Raw genomic sequence first — 17,845 nt, 5'->3', positions numbered from 1 at the left:
GAGTGATTGCTTTGCAAAAGATTCCGAATATTATGTATGTTTATGCGATTTTTGGCGGGTTGGCCGGACTATTATATGGTTTCGATTCCGGTGCCATTTCTCCAGCGATTCCATTCATCACCGAAGAGTTTGGACTAAGCCCGTCGGGTCAAGGATTGATAGTAAGTTTCCTGTTATTAGGGGCATTGCCTGCTATCGTCCTTTCCACTTCACTATCTAAGGTGCTTGGAAGGAAATCACTCCTGATTGGAGCGGGCATCACATTCATCGTCGGGTCGATTGGTTGTGCCTTCGCTACAAATGTAAGCGTTTTAATTGCATCGCGGTTCATCCTGGGAATCGGCTGCGGAATAGCCAATATGTGTTCACTTATTTATTTGGTGGAATTGGCTCCTCCTAAAATCAGGGGATTGATCGGCGCTTTATATCAACTAAGTGTAAACGTCGGGATATTGAGTGCTTACATAGTGGGTGCTTCCTTCTCCGCTAGCGGATCTTGGAGAATCATGCTCGGAATCGGGATCATTCCAGCAGCAATCTTCACATTTGGAATGCTTATCTCACCGGAAAGCCCACGGTGGCTCATGGCTGCAGGAAAGGAAGACCGTGCAAGGAAGGTTTTGATGAAACTAAGGGGAACGAAGCAAGAAGTGGAAGATGAAATAAGTGACATCAATCATTCCCTTAAACAGCAAAGCGTAGGATTCAAACATTTAGTACACCAATATAAAAAAATATTGAATATGAATTTCATCTTAACATTCTTCCAAGTCTTCACGGGAATCAATGCCGTTGTATACTTTGCCCCGATCATTTTCGAAGGGGTTGAAATCAACGGATGGAGCGGTTCCAATATAGCAAACTTCGGAATCGGGACGGCCTTGGTCGTTTCCACTGCCATCTCGTTATTCATCATTGATAAACTAGGCAGAAAAACGCTGCTAATCTACAGTATTGGCGGTCAGGTCCTGCCACTGATCGGATTGGCATTATTTTCGGATTATACGATCTTCAGCATGGTTTGTGTGTTCTTATATGTCTTCGCATTCGGAATCGGCCTTGGCCCTGTCTTCTGGCTATTCATACCGGAAGTGCTGCCATTGCAGGCAAGAGCGATCGGAATGGGAGTCATCACCTTTTTACAATACACATTGAACTTCCTTTTTTCATACACGTTCCCGCCACTGTTAAGTGTCATTGGCAATAACGTCTTTCTCATCTATGCGTTCTTATCAGTGGTAGCTTGCGTATTCATACACTATAAAACTCCTGAAACAAAAGGGAAATCATTGGAGGAAATTGAAGAATACTGGCGTGAACAAGATTTGGCAAAAGCGATTAAACCTGCTTGAGTCCGGCATTCGCAGTCGTGGTGAGTTGTGGATTCTGCAAAAAAAGGGATAAATATATAATTTGATATTGAAGATTGCAGAATAGTTTGATAGAATGAAATAAATGAAAAAGACTATGTGCAACTGGCGAAACACGGATAACCGTGAGGGAACACATAGTGTCGTAGCCGTTCGCCTGGGCAGAGGTAAGGGAGTTTATCCCTTGCCTCTTTCTGTATATTAACAGATAGTGAAGGTTTAAAGTCAGTATTTTGAAATTTCGAAACTATCATATTCAAAAGAGGAGCAAACAAAATGAGCACAATTCTTTTAGAAAAAGTGAAAACGATCAAGGCGTTAAATAATATTGCCGAAAGCGGACTGAATGTATTCAACAAAGGGGAATTTACGGTTGATAATGACAGTGAAAACCCTGATGCAATCGTTCTTCGCAGCTTTAACATGCATACTATGGAATTCGGCGATCAGTTAAAGGCAATCGCAAGGGCAGGGGCTGGAGTCAATAATATTCCGGTCGACAAATGCACCGAGCAGGGAATTGTCGTTTTCAATACACCTGGGGCTAACGCAAACGCTGTAAAAGAAATGGTGCTGACGACATTAATGGCTTCATCTCGTAACCTTTTTGCCGGTGTGGCTTGGACAAAGACGCTTGAAGGCGAAGGAGAACAAATTCCGAAGCTTGTTGAAGCAGGAAAGAAACAATTCGTTGGTAAAGAAATCAAGGGAAAAACACTTGGCGTAATCGGTTTAGGAGCGATCGGTGCACTTGTAGCGAATGATGCGCTTGATTTGGACATGGATGTCATTGGCTTTGACCCGTTCATCTCTGTTGATACAGCTTGGAACTTGTCACGCAATGTACAGCGCGCCATGACGATTGAAGAATTGTTTGCAGAATCTGATTATATTACAGTACACGTTCCATTAACTGACGACACAAGAGGAATGTTCAACCAAGAAACATTCAGCATCATGAAGCCGGGCGTACATATCTTGAATTTCTCACGCGGCGAGCTAGTGAATGAAGATGATATGCAAGCTGCACTTGAAAGCGGAAAAGTAGGCAAGTTCATTACAGACTTCCCGAATGAAAACGTGTTGAAAATGAAAAATGTCGTTCCAATTCCGCATCTTGGTGCCTCTACGCTAGAGTCAGAGGAAAACTGTGCCATCATGGCAGCTCGTCAGTTGAAGAGCTTTTTAGAAACAGGGAACATCAAGAACTCTGTGAATTTCCCGAACACTTCCCTTCCTTATACAGGTAACCGTCGTGTGGCAACTTTCCACGAAAACGTTCCGAACATGGTTGGGCAAATCACGCTGGCTGTATCTGGCTTTAATCTGAACATCGCTGACATGGTTAACAGAAGCCGTGGGGGATATGCATATACGATCATCGACATTGACGGTGAAGTAAATGGCGATATCATTCCTGGCTTGGAAGAAAAAATCAAACAAATCGAAGGCATCGTTACAACTCGTATTATCTAATTGGAAACGGAAGAAAGATGATTAATAGTGAAGCCTCAATTCCTTTAAGGAGTTGAGGCTTTTTAGGCTTTGTGTATTAAACTGAAAATCTGTCAGGGTTTCACCTCCGTTTTTTCCTCATAATGTACAAACAACATTAAGTAGAGTGCGAATAGAAGATGCAAATAAAGCGGAATATCCTTATCGTTTTGAATGGCAACAAATACGTAGATTCCATATAGCAATATAGGAATGGTTAAAAGGATTCTGAGCTTAGTCATATGCCACCCTCCCCTTTACCCTCAAATATTAATACATCAAGCATTTGAGCCACTTGAAAATCCTTTTCTGCTGTTGCGTTTATAAAACTTGTACAATTATTTTCCCTGAGAACATCTGCTAATAATTGTAAATCCATTGTCATTATTGCTGGTTTCATTGATTCATCCTCCTAATTAACCAAATATTCTGTCACTTCTATTAATACAATAGTATGAAGTACTGAGAAAATGCTGTCAATCTATATTCCATCTGTACTCATTTTAAGTTAATGGATTCATAATTTATCTACCAAAATAACTATCTCTTATAAATATCTACTTAGTGAGACAGGCAAAACGGTACCCAATAGGGGAAGCATTGCGATCAGCTGAACGCCAGGGAGCAACTTGTTGCGAACCTAAATCAATGTAACCTTAAATTCTCATCCAACCCTTCAGTTCAATATGACTTTTGTTAATTTCCTCTAAGTAAAAGAATCGTCCCTATGGAATGCAGAGACGATTCCTTATGTGAAACACCATTTCTACACAGAATGGATTACCCTATACTGTTCTTCCTCAAAAATTCTGATGCTGATGAAGGATATTCGATGTTAAAAAAGCTCCAACAGGAGGTAATTGCCCGGAATAGGCATTACCGCTAACAGGATATTCATTCAGAGCTATATCAGTAGTGGCAATCCATGATCCAGACTCACCTGCTTGCAGAGAGGGAGGCTTCATAAGAAAACGTCCTTGAAGAATGAAATGTCGAATCCTAATCTGGAAATCATCCATTATGGTTAAGTTGCCAGAGAATGTGGCAAAGGGTGAATCAAATGCGATTTGTTTGGTGCTTTCATTCCATAATCCATTAATCGGAATGGGTCTGCCACGAAAATTAACCGTACCAACCACCCTATTATTTGTAATAGAGTCAATGATGAGTGTGCCCCAAATAATCGTCCTGCCAGCTATTGAAGAGTGGATACCCCAAACAGATGGGAATGGAAAGCTAATTGAAGCAGTTCCCTGTGAAGTTACCAATGCTATGCCCCCCCTTAAAGGTTGTGTATGTTCTGAGGAAGATTCCTTGTTTAAAGCAGTATATGCAGCACGAGCAGAATAATTTAATAAACAAAGGTGAAGTAATGCATCCCCTGCCTGAAGTTGCATTCCTGATGAGTTAACAGTACTGCTGGAAAAAAGGAATGAACGGGTCAGAGGAAGGAATGGAGGGAAATGAGGTATTTACGGCGAAAGTAATCTATAGAAATGTGTTGAAAATAGGAAGAGCATCAGGTAACCATGTAAACGGATTTAAACTGCTAATGAACCGTTGTTGAAGCCAAAAGCATTAAGAAAGCAGCACTCTTGAAAAAAGAAATCGTAATAGATCGTAAAAAACATGAAGGAGTGACGGATATGCACAAAAGAGATTGTTCCAAATTGAAGTGTCATTGTTTCATCGTACCAAACTATATTCTTGAGAATCTGGCACAAAATGAAGTGGAAGAAGCACGGATCAGTTTAGCGAAAAGCCGTCAAGTGCGCAGGCGCAGAATTATGAAAGAATACGATATTGACGGTGTTGTCGCTTTAACGGATGCAGGATCTGGTCGTCAAGGTGAATCTGCCCGCCATGTTTATGATTGCAGGGGGGGAACGAAACTCCGGGAGAATGAGGCAAGAAAAGAAGGAGATCGATCAAGTGCAGATCCTGTTGTTAACGCTGCATATGATTATAGCGGAGTTGTGCGTGATTATTTCAAGGATGTCTTACACCGTAATTCAATTGATAACCAAGGCCTTGATCTCATTCTGAACGTTCATTATGGAAATAAATTCACGAATGCCTATTGGGACGGAGATGAAATGGTATTTGGTGATGGCGATGGGGTCATTTTTAGCAATTTTGCCAATTCACTCGATGTAATTGGCCATGAACTGACACATGGGGTTACGCAGTTCACAAGTGGATTGGAGTATGAAGGCCAGTCCGGGGCATTGAACGAACATCTTTCAGATGTGTTTGGAGTTGCCATAAAACAATTTCATTTAAAGCAAACAGCAGGTGATGCCGATTGGCTAATCGGAGCTGATATAATGGGACCAACACTCAAAGGGCAGGCCCTCCGTTCGATGAAAGCGCCAGGTACGGCATTTGACAATAAGTTAATGGGTAAAGATATTCAGCCTGATCATATGAAGAACTTCTATAAAGGAGAACGCGATAATCATGGTGTCCATATCAATAGCGGCATACCAAACAAGGCCTTTTATCTAGTATCGATGGAAATCGGAACAGACAAAGCGGCATTGATCTGGTTCAATGCGATGCAGAATTTATTTGCGACGTCGAATTTCAATCAATTCGTGCAAATTGTCATCAAGGCAGCGCAAAAACTTGTTGATAGCGGAGAAGTTACGAAAACAGCCATCAAGACAATTGAAAATGCTTTTAAAGCGGTTGGACTGCCTGAGTAGTCATATTCCATGAATAGGAGGCTCCATCTACCATGCATATCAAATTTAGCTGCATAGGGGGATTTGCCAACCTCGACTTGAATTTTCAGATCGATACAGAGAAATTGCCGAAAGAGAAAAATGAGGAATTGCAGAACTTAATGAAGACAGCTGACTTACCTAATGCTAGCCAAAGTATAATGGCAGGAGCTAAAGCGCAAGGGTTCGACGCATTTTCATACCAGCTGGATATAGCCGATGAAAAGAAGAAGCAGTCTTACTCATTCAATGACATAACAGCTCCAGAGGAAGTAAGACCCTTATTGGATTATCTACGGAATTTAGCAATTGAAATAAAGATGGCAGAATAACCAAGAAAAAAGTCTATCATCACGATAGACTTTTTTTGTGGTCTTAAAATTTCACAAAAATGTCATTTTATTTCACTTTTATATGAATTTTGGCTGTTTGTTCGCTAAATGGACACATATAACAAGATAATAGCAATTTAGAACAGCAGATTTTAAAAGGAAATTCGAAAGTATAGACCTTTAATGGGATTTTGTAAAGAGTCAGCCAATCAAACAGGCGATGCAGTCACAAAAGGAAATCAAGGTGAAATTAGCTGGATTTTACAAAAAAATCATAAAATAGGATAATAGTCGCATGGAGGTGAATGACATATCAAGAAATGAAAGTGACGATAGACGGAAATCCAAAAACCCCTAGGTGAGTACGTCCTGGAAGACATCACCTAAGGGCTTGCGAGCAGGAGTATACCTGCCTCTATATCCAGTATACTCCAAAAAATATGAATAGGGAAATGGGGAGTGAATGGAAGGATGATACGAAAAAACTATTTATTGAATAAGGAAACGGTGGGATTGATGGAACGTTACGATTCCAATGGTGTGGAGATGTCCACGGTAGTGGAGGGAGAGAACACATTCCATGTTGCCCAATCGCGCCAGGAAATCCTGAATAACACGTTAAACTACTTTGGGTTGAATCTGGATGGCGGACTTGCAGCAGCCAAATCAGTGCTTGGCGGAAAATATAGGCTGCCAGTCTGCATAAACGCCCAGCAGGGAATGGTCTGGTTCTCCTCCCGCTCATTCCGGAAAAGAGGAGGAATCTGGTTTTCCTACATCCACATTCGTGACTTAGAGGAAATGAACGAAAAAGAAACGCTGGTCCACACAAGCTATGGACATTGCCTTCCTGTATCATTAAGCAAAAATCAGCTCGCCTTCAAAAGGGACCAAGCATCCTATCTGCATACGACCTTCCATGAACGTTCATTGGGAAAAAAGACCTTTTATTACGAACCGGGAAGCGGAATCACCTTTTGCAAAGAACCCGGGGAGGCCCATTACAAGGTGAAAGGGAAGGAATAATAAGATGAGATGAAAACCGCCGCATTGGCGGTCTTTTTTAGGATTAGATAAAGTGAGAGCGGGTTTTATTCAAGTAAACTCTAACTATAGAAATATAGTTATTGTAAAAAAAGAAATGATACATTATGATTAGTAAATAGTTAATATTTAGGAAGGGGAGTACATATTTTGAAAAGATTATTTGCTATTTTACTATCTTTTGGTCTAGTATTGGGTCTCTCGTTTGGCGCGAATGATGTTGCCAGTGCCAAAACAAAGGTGAAGACGTATAAAAACTGTACAGCATTGAATAAAGACTACAAAGGAGGCGTAGCTCGTACATCTTCCGTTAAAAATAAAGGAGGAAAAACGAAATACAAGCCTCACGTTTCAAAGGCGCTATATGATGCCAATAAAAAAAGCGATCGTGACAAAGATTTGATCGCTTGTGAAAAATAAGAATTATTCTGAGAGACCTTTTATAGGAAGGTCTCTTTAATTTGTAGATAAAAGGTGTTCCATCTGAATTATTAAACAAAGTTGATTGGAACGGAAGGTGAGAGACTCCTTCGGAAAGCGAGTGCCTGGAGAGGAAGGTTCATTTTTGTACAAAACTAAAAAAACGGAAGCTAAAGCCTATACAGGTCTTTAGCTTTTTTCTCGTGGGTTATCTTTCAAACCGTCCAAAATGTGTATTTTCCCGATTTATAAGTGCATCCCCAAGATTAATTCTGCTCATAAGTCTTTCATGGTCCGAAGGAAAACGTTCTTTAATGTTTGCAACTCCCTCTATTGTTGGGATATTACCATTAGTCATAGGACGTTCTTCTCTTTGAAATCCGGGGTTCAAACTATCATTAATCATTACGGGTCTGTCAATTGTATCGTTGTCATCATTATTAGTAGTGGGATTATTAGTTGGGTCTCTATCAAGGTTCCCGGCATTATTGAATGGATCATTGTTAGTATCTTGTGGCATATATTTCACTCCTTCACTATATATTATCCGCTGATAGCATTAATCTATTCGCACGCTGTACTTATCCTTTTTTATATAGTAACAACAATCCTGTATTTTCTAATCAGCAACAACTTGAATGTGTCAACAAGTACGAAGTGTCAAAAAAAAAATCTAAATATTATGATTGACTTACATTTTAATTTGTCTTACAATTTCAATGTAAATAGTCAAAACATTCAATTAAATGGAAGGGGAGCTTTTTTAACATTTTTGATTCACTTCAACATGAAGCATGACAACATAAACAGCATTGTAAACTTTATGTCAGTTTCAGAAATGACATAAAGCTCTGTCATAATTTCAATAACTGTTTGTCCAGAGTTATCAAAGTATTAATGCTTTAGAAAAATGAAAGCGAATACATACTCTTTGGGATGGAGTGAATAACATGAAAAATCAATCAAATCTTGCTGAATCCACTGTGATTATTCCTGAGGTCGTAAGAAAGAAACCAAATTTCATCACGAAGTTTAAAACATCCTATGGTCCGGGGATCCTTGCCGTGTTGACGTGGCTTGGAGCCGGGGATCTGGTGACTTCTTCTGTTGCCGGGGCAGATTATGGATATAGTTTAATGTGGATTTTAGCACTGTCATTAATCCTTCGTTTTCTTATCGTTAATGTTATCGCCCGGTTCCAGCTTTGTAACACAGAGGGGTTAACCATACTTGAAGGGTATGGACGTATCCACCCATTTTTCGGTTACTTCATGTTTGGTTATGCGTTAATAATGGGTCATCTATTTAATGCCTATATGATTAAGGGGGCCGGAGAGGTATTATCGACCCTATTCCATGTTAATCAGCCATTCTTAGCTTCAATGGTAGTTGTAGGATTAGTTTTTATGCTTATTGGCAGGAATATTTATAATAGAATCGAAAGTGTAATGAAAGTGCTTTTGGCATTATTGACTATTGCCTTCCTGTTCCTCGCCATTCAAGCAACACCGGATGTAGGGCAAATCATTAAAGGAACAGTTGGTTTTAGCATTCCAAGTGATACTGGCGTTCATGGAGCATTATTGGTAGCGATTTCAATTATCGGTGCAGTTGCTGGATCGATTTCGAACTTTGTTCATCCATATTTCATGAAGGAAAAGGGCTGGACGAAACCGAGTCATGTAAAGGTTCAAAGAAATGATTTGCTGTTTGCCATCGGAGTTTGCATCGTGATTAATTTGGCCATTTGGGTGGTTGGGGCAGAAATTTTAAAACCGAATGGAATTCATGTGGAAACGATTGATGACTTGGCAATGGCGTTACAAATGTCGTTAGGACAATTTGGCTGGTACATTTTCTATCTTGGTGTATTTGGCGTATTGTTCGCGAGTGTAGTAGGTAAGTCAACTGGTTTTCCTAGATTGATAGTAGATGCCTTTTACGTAATAAATAAGGGGCGTCGTGAAAAGTACAATGGTAAATATGAAAAAGATCCAATGTATAAATGGGTTATGATTTTTGTATTGGTCACCCCAATCATTTGGTCCATTCCCGGCATGCCTGGTTTCATCGCATTGACGATTGGCGTAAATGCAATAAACATAATCGGTTTTCCGGTAATCGCAATTGGGATGCTGGTGCTATCAAATAAAAAAAGCTTGATGGGAAAATATAAAAACAATTGGTTTGAAAATATTATTCTATCCTTAGCTTCCATTTTAGCGGTTTGGTCCGCCATTCAATTAGCTACAACCTTTTTTTAAATAATGGTAGATTATAGATAGAGGCGTAAAACATAAAGGTTATGTCGACATTTGATCCCGAGAGGGGTCCTACTTTAATGGAAGTGAGGTATCAGTGATGAAACCGAAAGTAATCATCTATAAGAAAGTGGATCAGGAAGTGCTGCAATATATTCAAGAGACTTGTGATGTCGTTTATTTTGAAGGTCTTGACTCACAAAATCACTCTGAATTCCTTCAAGAGCTGAAGAACGCACAAGGTATATTAGGGTCAGGATTAAAGGTGGATAAAGCTTTACTGGATCAAGCACCGCAATTAAAAATCGTCTGTAATTCATCGGTTGGATACGACAGTTTGGATGTAACCGAGCTGTCCAATCGCGGAATCATGGCTACGAACACTCCCGAGGTATTGAATGAGACAGTCGCAGATACGATCATGGGCTTGATGCTGTCCACAGCAAGAAGAATGCCAGAGTTGGATCAAATGGTAAAGTCAGGACAATGGACATCGAACATCGGAGAAAAATCGTTTGGGTTGGACGTGCATCATAAAGTATTAGGCATAATCGGCATGGGCGGAATAGGCTCTGCCGTTTCAAAAAGGGCCCGTTTTGGATTCGATATGAACATCTTATATCACAACAGATCCAGAAATGAAGAAGCGGAACAAAAGTATGGAGCTACATACTGTTCTCTGGAAGATCTGTTAAAGCAATCTGATTTTGTTTGCTTGATGACACCACTAACTCCCCAAACTGAAAAAATGATGGGGGAAAAAGAATTCAAGCTCATGAAAGAGTCCGCCATCTTCATCAATTGTTCAAGAGGGAAAACAGTGGATGAAGAAGCCTTGATCACTGCACTTAAAACCGGTGAAATTCACGCTGCAGGACTGGATGTCTTTGTACAGGAGCCCGTCAAGGAGGACAATCCTCTGCTTTCCATGAAGAATGTCGTCACCCTGCCTCATATCGGTTCCGCAACATATGAAACCCGCAAGAAAATGGCGATGCTGGCAGCAACCAACCTTGTAGGAGGATTACAGGGAGAAACTCCGCCTACCTTGATCAAATCTGGGGTAAAGGTAAAGTGATCTTTTAGACAGCATTTATAAATTAAGCTGGATAGCCTTATTTGGGGCTATCCATTTTTTTAGTTCCGGATTATTCAGTATTTTACTCATCCTGCAGAACAAACAAGCCCTCTCTATAATGGAGGGCTTCGGCTGTAGATAATCTCGTTAATATTGATTTCCATTCCAGGCACTCGCTTTCCGCGGGTGGTCCGGGAGCCTCCTCGGTGCTGCCTGCGGGGTCTCCTTTGACGCACTATTCCCCCAGGAGTCTCGCGCCTTCCGTTTCAATCACATTTGAATGAAAACAGTTTTTTCGTTTTCTGTAGTTTACTTATTCCATCGCTCTAACTTTGGGATTCCTCTTGTAAAAAACTTAGCAATAAATTTTGGCATTTTCATATTTTCCATCATATGATTTTGAACAAATTTTTGCATTTCTATCGCAGTAATATTTTGAGTGAATTCACCATTTAGATAACAATGACTACAATATTTAGTGCTTTTACTACCATCTTTTTCAGTTCCTCCACCTAATTCATCTTTAGAAAGCGGCATTCCACAGCTCTGACATGTTTTATATTTTTTCATTATAAATTCTCCTACAAAAAGTTTTATCCTAAACATTATCTAACAAACAAATATAAGTCAAGACAATATGAATCACAGGTCATCGATACTACGAATCATCTGTTGATGTGAGTATTGCAGCTATTACGAAAAACAGGACTGGAGAAGCGTTTGGCTTTAAAAATATAAATAGGCATAAAAATAACCAGTCAAGCTACTTGCTCAACTGGTTACTGACATTACATGTTAAATTAAAGTTTAAAACGCCGATTCATTATGGAAACTGTTATGAAATATACATTGATATAATTCAGTAGTTATGATAAATTAGTATAGAAACACATTTAATTATACACAAAAACAGTTTACCCCTTACTATAAGTATAAGGTAAAGCTCACCTCTAGTCAACCCCTAATTTCTCATTTTTTAAAGGAGTGTCTGTTATGACCAATGAAATTCGGCAGGAGCAAGAACGTTTGGATGAGGTGATAGAAACAATCACGAAACAAATCAGCAAAATAGAAGGAGAGACTTCACAGCGCAGAAAAGAAGTTGTTAATATCCGTAAACATTTCTGGGATGACCTCAAGGTTAATATCGATACTTTCGATGATTACCTCGAGACCATCATTGGCTTAAGGCAGCAGGCTCAAGACCTGTCACAAAGCGAAGGCGCACATAGATATTCCTTCAAGAGGTTGTCAACACTGCGCCGCATGCAGGAAGTGCCTTATTTCGGCCGGATCGATGTCACTGAAGAAGGGTCTTCCCTTACGGAACAAATTTATATTGGGACCTCCACTCTTACTGATACAACAGGAGAAAACTTCATTATCTACGATTGGAGGGCTCCGATTTCGAGTGTTTATTATGACTATCCTCCAGGTCCTGTAGAATACTCTACTCCCGGTGGCATAATTCGGGGGATGCTGGAGAACAAGTGGCAATACATGATCAAGGGAGGCGTTATCGAATCAATGTTCGATACGAGTCTCACCATTGGAGATGAGATACTGCAGCAGGTACTTGGCAAGGGAACGGATAAGCATATGCACAGTATTGTTGCCACCATTCAACGGGAGCAAAATAGGATCATCCGGAACGATCGCGGACGTCTGCTCATTGTTCAAGGTGCAGCTGGCAGCGGCAAGACATCAGCTGCCCTTCAACGGATCGCTTACCTGCTCTACAAGAATCGAGAAAGGCTGAAAGCGGATCAAATCATTCTATTCTCTCCTAACTCAATGTTTAATAACTACGTATCCAATGTGTTGCCCGAACTTGGCGAAGAGAATATGCAGCAGGTAACATTCCAGGAATACCTGGATCATCGTTTGACTGACTCGTTTCAAGTTGAGGATCCTTATGAGCAATTAGAATTTTTGTTGACTGCAGCGGATGATCCTTCCTATAGCACTAGGACAGCGAGTATCCAATTTAAGGCATCGATTCGCTTCTTTGAGATCATCAAAACATACAGACAATCATTGGAGCAATCTGGAATGATCTTTAGAGGGGTAAAGTTCCGAGGGGAAACGCTCGTCTCGGCCAAACAAATCTCAGAAAGATTTTATAACACAGACACCACACTAAGGTTTCACAATAGGATTGAAAAGTTGAAAGATTGGTTATGTGAGATGCTTGATGAAACGGAAAAGTCCGAGTTGGAAAAACCATGGGTCCAGGAGGAAATCGAGTATCTTAGCAAAGAAGAATATCAGAAGGTATACAACTACTTAGAGAAAAAACGCGGCCTTAATGAAGATTCCTTTGACGATTATGAGATAGAAAATAAAATGCTCGCGCGTATGATTGTTCGTAAGAAATTGAAGACGTTGCGCAAACGGATAAAAGCACTTCATTTTATCAATATTAAGGGAATATACAAGCAACTTTTTGACGAACAAATAATGATCGAACTGTGGAATGAGGGTGAAACACCTGCCGAAAAGGAAATTTGCTTATCAACGCAAAAAATGCTGGACGAAGGTAAACTGTATTACGAAGACGCGACTCCGTTTTTGCTGCTGAAGGAGTTAATACAAGGGTTTCAGACGAATACCGCTATAAAATACGTGCTTGTCGACGAAGCACAAGATTATTCCCCGTTTCAATTCGAGTTTTTGAAACGGTTGTTTCCTTCAGCAAGGATGACCGTGCTCGGTGACTTTAACCAAGCAATATTTGCTCATGCCAGCGAACGGGTGGATTTCCAGACTCTTACCAGTTTATACGGGATAGATGAAACTGAGAGTATAACCTTGGATCAAAGCTACAGATCCACAAAGCAGATTATAGAATTCACACGTGAACTAGTTCCTGAAGGCCATCGAATTAAGGCATTCGAACGTGAAGGCGAGAAGCCTGTGCTGACTCAAGTGTCCAGCCGTGATGAATTGCACCGTAAAATTCTGTCTAAAGTTAAAGACTTTCAAAGCCGCGAGTACAATACAATCGCAATAATCTGTAAATCTGCTGCCGAAAGTGCCGCCGCATACGATGCCCTTAGTGTCCACGGTGAAATTAAACTCGTTCAGAAGGGCACAAATGAATATGAACAGGGTGTTGTTGTTATTCCGGCTTATTTGGCCAAGGGAATCGAATTTGATGCTGTCATCATTTATGATGCATCCATGCAAACATATGGCGATGAGAGCCTGCGTAGATTGTTCTATACCGCATGCACCAGGGCTATGCATAACTTACAAATATATACTGTTGGCGAACCAAGTCCTTTCTTGCACGATGCAACGAAGAGCTTACTTCTGACTTTGGAATAACAAAGTGGAACTTTTCAGGTTTATATGAATGACTATAGTGGAAATACAGGAAGAGCAGTACAGCCTGCCGGGAAAAAAGATCCTGATGTTCCTCAAAACAAAGACACATTTAATTACACGCGTAATTTTAAGTAGATCACTCCAACATAATAGGGTATTAAGGGTTATTGCAGGATAGATTATGAGTTCATGGTTATGCAATTTCCATAGTCGAAATATGGAAAACAGCATTTTGAAATCTGTGTAGAATTTAATTCTATGCAGGTTTTTTATTGGGGTAATCTTTATAAGACTGATTGCAATGATAAAACATTCAAATTTGATTATACATTGGCATCAGGAAATTATTTTATGTAAATTCAAAATAATGTAAAAACAGATTGACTGATTCATTAAACTGATATATCATATCTCATATATAAAACATCATATGTCAAAACTAAATGAAAGCGCTTTCTATAAAAAAGGGAGGGATCATTAACAGGGAGAACCAATGACTCTTTTTGTCTTCCATCTTTTAAGGACAATAAAATGTTAATTCAACATGGTCTGTATTGTTTTAGGAGAAACCCAGTCGCGTGAGATGTATGTAAATGCTTTTTCATAATTGAATAATTTGAAAAACATTATAATTGGGGGATGGGAGAATGGAGATTCAAAAAGAACTTGATATCCAATCGAATAAGACCTTTTTACAAAAGATATGGAATAGTGTAAAGGAATATGGTCCGGGAATTATTATGATTCTTACCATGATGGGAGCGGGTGACCTAATCACTGCCTCTGTATCTGGTGCTAGCTTTGGCTATAATTTAATGTGGCTTCTTGTATTATCTCTCTTAATTCGGTTTGTCATTTGTAATATTATGGGGCGGTACCAGATATACAATAATCAAGGAATGACTATTTTAGAAGGATATGCACGCCTCCATAAATTTTTCCCTTTCTTCTTTGGAATCGCCTCCCTGGTAATAGGGCATTTAATTATAGCGCAAATGATTAAAGGTTCAGGAATAGCCCTCAATTGGATGTTTGGAATTGGCAACGATTTCATTTGGTCAGTTATTGTTGTTTTAGTTAGCTTGTTCATTGCGGGAAGTAATGCTTATAAAAAATTAGAACTGGTCATGAAAGGTTTATTGGCTGTTTTAACAATATGTTTTATAGGATTGGCCGTATATAGCGGACCTGATGTTGGGAGTATTCTTAAGGGGACGGTTGGTTTTGGTCTGCCAGAGGATACAGGTGCATATAGCGTTATTTTGGTAGGTGTTTCATTGGTGGGCGCAGTAGCAGGTTCTCTTACCAATTTGATTTACCCTTATTTTTTACAGGATAAAGGCTGGACGAAACCAGTTCATAAACGGATTCAACGTAATGATTTGTTATTCGGGTTTATTGCGGCCATTAGCCTTACTTTAGCCATATGGATAGTTGGAGCTGAAATCCTCCGTCCAAATCAAATCCAAATCAAGGACATAGATGATATATCCCGTGCTTTATCCATATACATGGGTGATTTGGGATCCTGGGTTTTTTACTTAGGTGTTTTTGCTATCCTTTATAGCAGTGTAATTGGAACAGCGAATGGCTATGCCAAGGTGATTACGGATTGTTATTACAAGGTGACGAATAAGGTATTGACTAAAGAACAGAAAATAGAGGGAGACAACAAATTTAAATGGATTAGTTTATTTCTCCTAATTTCACCAATTATCTGGTCTATACCTGGGACTACTGGATTTGTGGCCCTGACTCTTTTTACGAATGCACTGAATGTAGTAGGTTTACCAGCAATTGCGGTAGGTCTTCTAATCATTTCTAATCAGAAAAAATATTTGGGCAAATATACGAACAACTGGTTTGAAAACATCATGCTAGTAGGGACTACATTATTAGCGATTTGGGGATCATACCAACTTCTCTTAAGCTTCTTCTCTTAATTTGCTAAAAGTGTATTTATGTCACGGAGCCCAAGGTGTACATGCATCAGGAATAAATTGTTAATCTATTTTAACCAAATGCTATAATGGATTTAACAATGTTCAGAAGGAGAATAAACAGAATGAGCGACGATATTATAACAAGAATAAGTATGCAATCACGGTCTGTACGAGAGTTGATTTATGAGGAGCTTAAAGAAGCAATATTGAACAAAAGATATGAGCCTGGAACACATCTAAGAGAGAGGGAACTGGCCAAAGAGTTTAATGTAAGCACTACACCGGTCAAAGAGGCTTTGAGACAGCTTGAAAAAGATGGATTAGTTGTCACACAGGCAAGAAAGGGTTCATTTGTTTCCGAAAGTGTCATGAGCTCAGTGGAAGAAATAAGATGGGCTAGGGCAGCACTGGAGGGAGTTGCGGCACGGTTGGCTGCAAAGAAAAGAACACAAGAGGAATTAGAAAAGCTTGAATCTATCCTAAAAGAGATGGAAGCATACACAAAGGAAAAAAATAGCGAAATGCTGAAAAAGTATAATAGTGAATTCCATGATTTCATCCAACAAACAGCAAAGAATACTTATATTTCTAATCAAATAGAAGCAGTATGCTCCTTTGACAAGTTTTTTAGAGAGAAAGCAATGTCTCATAAGGAGGAACACGAAAGGGCTTTTAATGACCATTATTTCATTTTTGAGAAGATAAAATCACAGGATGAGGTAGGTGCAGAGGATGCCATGCGCAATCACATTAACCGTTCTACAACTTTTACCTTAAACAAAAACAGCAGCAAGTAAAGTCCCCTAATTTTGGAGAAAAAGGTATCTTGAAATTTTACGCCATCTCTCTCTTTTATGTTTCATTAAGATGGCGTTTATGTTATTAAGCCGGTTCAGTTATCTAGTTCATTTAGTTTGTATCAAAGGTTGATAGTGAATTTTATCGGTATAGGTAAAACTCTGTACTAATTTATGATATATCAAATATCAGATATCACTTTTTAACGACAGCTAAATATTTCATAATAAAAATCCAAAGGGGAGATGGGTTTTGTGTTTAACAACAAATTGAAATCTTCGTTCTATACAGATCAACAGGAAACGGTATTTGGAATATTTATTGGTTTTCCAAGTACACAATTGGTTGAAATGGCCGGATATAACGGATTTGATGTTGTTGTCATTGATAATGAGCATGGGATGCTTTCGGCTGAAAATATCGAGCATATGGTAATTGCATCAGAGAATGCAGGAGTGACGCCTTTGGTTCGAGTTGGCTCAAGCAATCCTAGTGAGATTCTAAAAGTGATGGATAGAGGAGCCCATGGAGTTCACGTTCCCCAGGTTGACGAGAAGGAACAGGCTGAAAAAATCGTTGAGGCAGTGAAATACCCTCCAAGGGGGACAAGGGGAGCAGCATTTTCAATGAGGTCAGCTAAGTATGGCACAGTGCCGATTCATGAATACTTAGAACACGCTAATCAACAAAGTTTAGTTTGCATTCATATTGAATCTAGAAAATCAATGGAAAACCTTGAAGAGATTTTAAGTGTTGAAGGAATTGATATGGTTTATATCGGCCCTACTGATTTATCAGTTTCCTTAGGTTTTGGGGGCAGGATTGATCATCAAGAAGTTTTAAAAAGTATTGATAGAATTTACGAAACTGCCAAAAAGTATGGAGTGAGAGTTGGGATACATTCAAAAGATAAAGCTGGTGCAAAAAGCCGAAAAGACTGGGGTGCAGATTATGTAGGCCTTACAGTGACATCTTTGATTAACCAGTCTTTTAAGGATTATATAAAAGATGCAAAAAGTGAAACAGCTTTAGAATCATAATAAAAAAGG

17 protein-coding genes and 1 riboswitch are annotated in these 17,845 nt (G+C 39.5%); of the genes, 12 read left to right on the top strand and 5 right to left on the bottom strand.

The genetic code is table 11. The features are described from left to right. The first annotated feature begins 11 nt into the window (after positions 1-11). Complete coding sequence (locus ACYP5M_RS12420) at positions 12-1,352, top strand: sugar porter family MFS transporter (RefSeq protein WP_452444427.1); 1,341 nt, start codon at positions 12-14, stop codon at positions 1,350-1,352. 109 nt (positions 1,353-1,461) lie between these two features. Continuing rightward, positions 1,462-1,540, top strand: a riboswitch (ZMP/ZTP riboswitch). 106 nt (positions 1,541-1,646) lie between these two features. Beyond that, positions 1,647-2,846, top strand: coding sequence for a phosphoglycerate dehydrogenase (locus ACYP5M_RS12415; protein WP_452444428.1), 1,200 nt, complete (start codon positions 1,647-1,649; stop codon positions 2,844-2,846). Positions 2,847-2,938: 92 nt separating this feature from the next. Here the strand turns inward: ACYP5M_RS12415 and ACYP5M_RS12410 are convergent, their stop codons facing one another. From ACYP5M_RS12410 to ACYP5M_RS12400, 3 genes are all read right to left on the bottom strand, one after another. Further along, on the bottom strand, positions 2,939-3,106 hold the full coding sequence (locus ACYP5M_RS12410; protein ID WP_170971670.1) for a hypothetical protein: 168 nt from the start codon (positions 3,104-3,106) through the stop codon (positions 2,939-2,941). Continuing rightward, positions 3,103-3,264 carry a hypothetical protein gene (locus ACYP5M_RS12405; protein WP_452444429.1) on the bottom strand — a complete coding sequence of 54 codons (162 nt, stop codon included), beginning with the start codon at positions 3,262-3,264 and terminating at the stop codon, positions 3,103-3,105. The genes ACYP5M_RS12410 and ACYP5M_RS12405 overlap by 4 nt, the downstream gene beginning before the upstream one ends. Positions 3,265-3,664: 400 nt before the next feature. Continuing rightward, positions 3,665-4,132 (bottom strand): hypothetical protein, encoded by a 468-nt coding sequence (locus ACYP5M_RS12400; RefSeq protein WP_452444430.1) that lies wholly within the window; start codon positions 4,130-4,132, stop codon positions 3,665-3,667. Positions 4,133-4,510: 378 nt separating this feature from the next. Here ACYP5M_RS12400 and ACYP5M_RS12395 point away from each other — a divergent pair, with 378 nt between their 5' ends. The 4 genes from ACYP5M_RS12395 to ACYP5M_RS12380 all read left to right on the top strand — a co-directional run bounded on the left by ACYP5M_RS12395 (position 4,511) and on the right by ACYP5M_RS12380 (position 7,386). Then, on the top strand, positions 4,511-5,572 hold the full coding sequence (locus ACYP5M_RS12395) for a M4 family metallopeptidase (RefSeq protein WP_452444431.1): 1,062 nt from the start codon (positions 4,511-4,513) through the stop codon (positions 5,570-5,572). A gap of 32 nt (positions 5,573-5,604) precedes the next feature. Then, positions 5,605-5,922 (top strand): protealysin inhibitor emfourin, encoded by a 318-nt coding sequence (locus ACYP5M_RS12390; RefSeq protein WP_452444432.1) that lies wholly within the window; start codon positions 5,605-5,607, stop codon positions 5,920-5,922. A gap of 471 nt (positions 5,923-6,393) precedes the next feature. Further along, positions 6,394-6,948, top strand: a complete 555-nt coding sequence (locus ACYP5M_RS12385) for a competence protein ComK (protein WP_101223276.1) — start codon at positions 6,394-6,396, stop codon at positions 6,946-6,948. Positions 6,949-7,116: 168 nt separating this feature from the next. Continuing rightward, positions 7,117-7,386 carry an excalibur calcium-binding domain-containing protein gene (locus ACYP5M_RS12380; protein WP_101223275.1) on the top strand — a complete coding sequence of 90 codons (270 nt, stop codon included), beginning with the start codon at positions 7,117-7,119 and terminating at the stop codon, positions 7,384-7,386. Between the two features lie 208 nt (positions 7,387-7,594). Here the strand turns inward: ACYP5M_RS12380 and ACYP5M_RS12375 are convergent, their stop codons facing one another. Next, positions 7,595-7,906 carry a hypothetical protein gene (locus ACYP5M_RS12375; protein ID WP_434167773.1) on the bottom strand — a complete coding sequence of 104 codons (312 nt, stop codon included), beginning with the start codon at positions 7,904-7,906 and terminating at the stop codon, positions 7,595-7,597. 430 nt (positions 7,907-8,336) lie between these two features. Between ACYP5M_RS12375 and ACYP5M_RS12370 the strand changes: the two genes are divergently transcribed. Continuing rightward, entirely contained in the window at positions 8,337-9,650 is a 1,314-nt protein-coding gene (locus ACYP5M_RS12370) for an Nramp family divalent metal transporter (protein ID WP_452444433.1), read from the top strand. 97 nt (positions 9,651-9,747) lie between these two features. After that, entirely contained in the window at positions 9,748-10,725 is a 978-nt protein-coding gene (locus ACYP5M_RS12365) for a 2-hydroxyacid dehydrogenase (RefSeq protein WP_459735114.1), read from the top strand. A 309-nt stretch (positions 10,726-11,034) separates the two neighbouring features. Here ACYP5M_RS12365 and ACYP5M_RS12360 read toward each other — a convergent pair whose 3' ends face one another. After that, the gene (locus tag ACYP5M_RS12360; protein ID WP_434167770.1) at positions 11,035-11,295 is read right to left on the bottom strand and encodes a zinc ribbon domain-containing protein; all 261 of its coding nucleotides are present in this window, start codon (positions 11,293-11,295) and stop codon (positions 11,035-11,037) included. Positions 11,296-11,718: 423 nt separating this feature from the next. Here ACYP5M_RS12360 and helD point away from each other — a divergent pair, with 423 nt between their 5' ends. The 4 genes from helD (at position 11,719) to ACYP5M_RS12340 (ending at position 17,836) form a co-directional block, all read left to right on the top strand. Further along, the gene (gene helD, locus ACYP5M_RS12355) at positions 11,719-14,055 is read left to right on the top strand and encodes an RNA polymerase recycling motor HelD (protein ID WP_452444435.1); all 2,337 of its coding nucleotides are present in this window, start codon (positions 11,719-11,721) and stop codon (positions 14,053-14,055) included. 647 nt (positions 14,056-14,702) lie between these two features. Continuing rightward, positions 14,703-15,998, top strand: a complete 1,296-nt coding sequence (locus ACYP5M_RS12350; RefSeq protein ID WP_452444436.1) for an Nramp family divalent metal transporter — start codon at positions 14,703-14,705, stop codon at positions 15,996-15,998. Between the two features lie 98 nt (positions 15,999-16,096). Further along, positions 16,097-16,795 carry a GntR family transcriptional regulator gene (locus ACYP5M_RS12345; protein WP_434167767.1) on the top strand — a complete coding sequence of 233 codons (699 nt, stop codon included), beginning with the start codon at positions 16,097-16,099 and terminating at the stop codon, positions 16,793-16,795. 255 nt (positions 16,796-17,050) lie between these two features. Further along, positions 17,051-17,836 (top strand): HpcH/HpaI aldolase family protein, encoded by a 786-nt coding sequence (locus tag ACYP5M_RS12340; RefSeq protein WP_434167766.1) that lies wholly within the window; start codon positions 17,051-17,053, stop codon positions 17,834-17,836. The last annotated feature ends 9 nt before the right edge of the window (positions 17,837-17,845 follow it).

The organism is Peribacillus sp. N1 (genome assembly GCF_054600815.1).
Note: the sequence above shows the minus strand (reverse complement) of the source record. Positions and strands in the feature narration are given on the sequence as shown.

Coding starts and splice junctions, on each gene's coding strand:
- ACYP5M_RS12415 (WP_452444428.1), top strand. CDS start 1,647: ATGAGCACAATTCTTTTAGAAAAAGTGAAAACGATCAAGGCGTTAAAT.
- ACYP5M_RS12410 (WP_170971670.1), bottom strand. CDS start 3,106: ATGACTAAGCTCAGAATCCTTTTAACCATTCCTATATTGCTATATGGA.
- ACYP5M_RS12405 (WP_452444429.1), bottom strand. CDS start 3,264: ATGAAACCAGCAATAATGACAATGGATTTACAATTATTAGCAGATGTT.
- ACYP5M_RS12395 (WP_452444431.1), top strand. CDS start 4,511: ATGCACAAAAGAGATTGTTCCAAATTGAAGTGTCATTGTTTCATCGTA.
- ACYP5M_RS12390 (WP_452444432.1), top strand. CDS start 5,605: ATGCATATCAAATTTAGCTGCATAGGGGGATTTGCCAACCTCGACTTG.
- ACYP5M_RS12385 (WP_101223276.1), top strand. CDS start 6,394: ATGATACGAAAAAACTATTTATTGAATAAGGAAACGGTGGGATTGATG.
- ACYP5M_RS12375 (WP_434167773.1), bottom strand. CDS start 7,906: ATGCCACAAGATACTAACAATGATCCATTCAATAATGCCGGGAACCTT.
- ACYP5M_RS12370 (WP_452444433.1), top strand. CDS start 8,337: ATGAAAAATCAATCAAATCTTGCTGAATCCACTGTGATTATTCCTGAG.
- ACYP5M_RS12365 (WP_459735114.1), top strand. CDS start 9,748: ATGAAACCGAAAGTAATCATCTATAAGAAAGTGGATCAGGAAGTGCTG.
- ACYP5M_RS12360 (WP_434167770.1), bottom strand. CDS start 11,295: ATGAAAAAATATAAAACATGTCAGAGCTGTGGAATGCCGCTTTCTAAA.
- helD (WP_452444435.1), top strand. CDS start 11,719: ATGACCAATGAAATTCGGCAGGAGCAAGAACGTTTGGATGAGGTGATA.
- ACYP5M_RS12350 (WP_452444436.1), top strand. CDS start 14,703: ATGGAGATTCAAAAAGAACTTGATATCCAATCGAATAAGACCTTTTTA.
- ACYP5M_RS12345 (WP_434167767.1), top strand. CDS start 16,097: ATGTTCAGAAGGAGAATAAACAGAATGAGCGACGATATTATAACAAGA.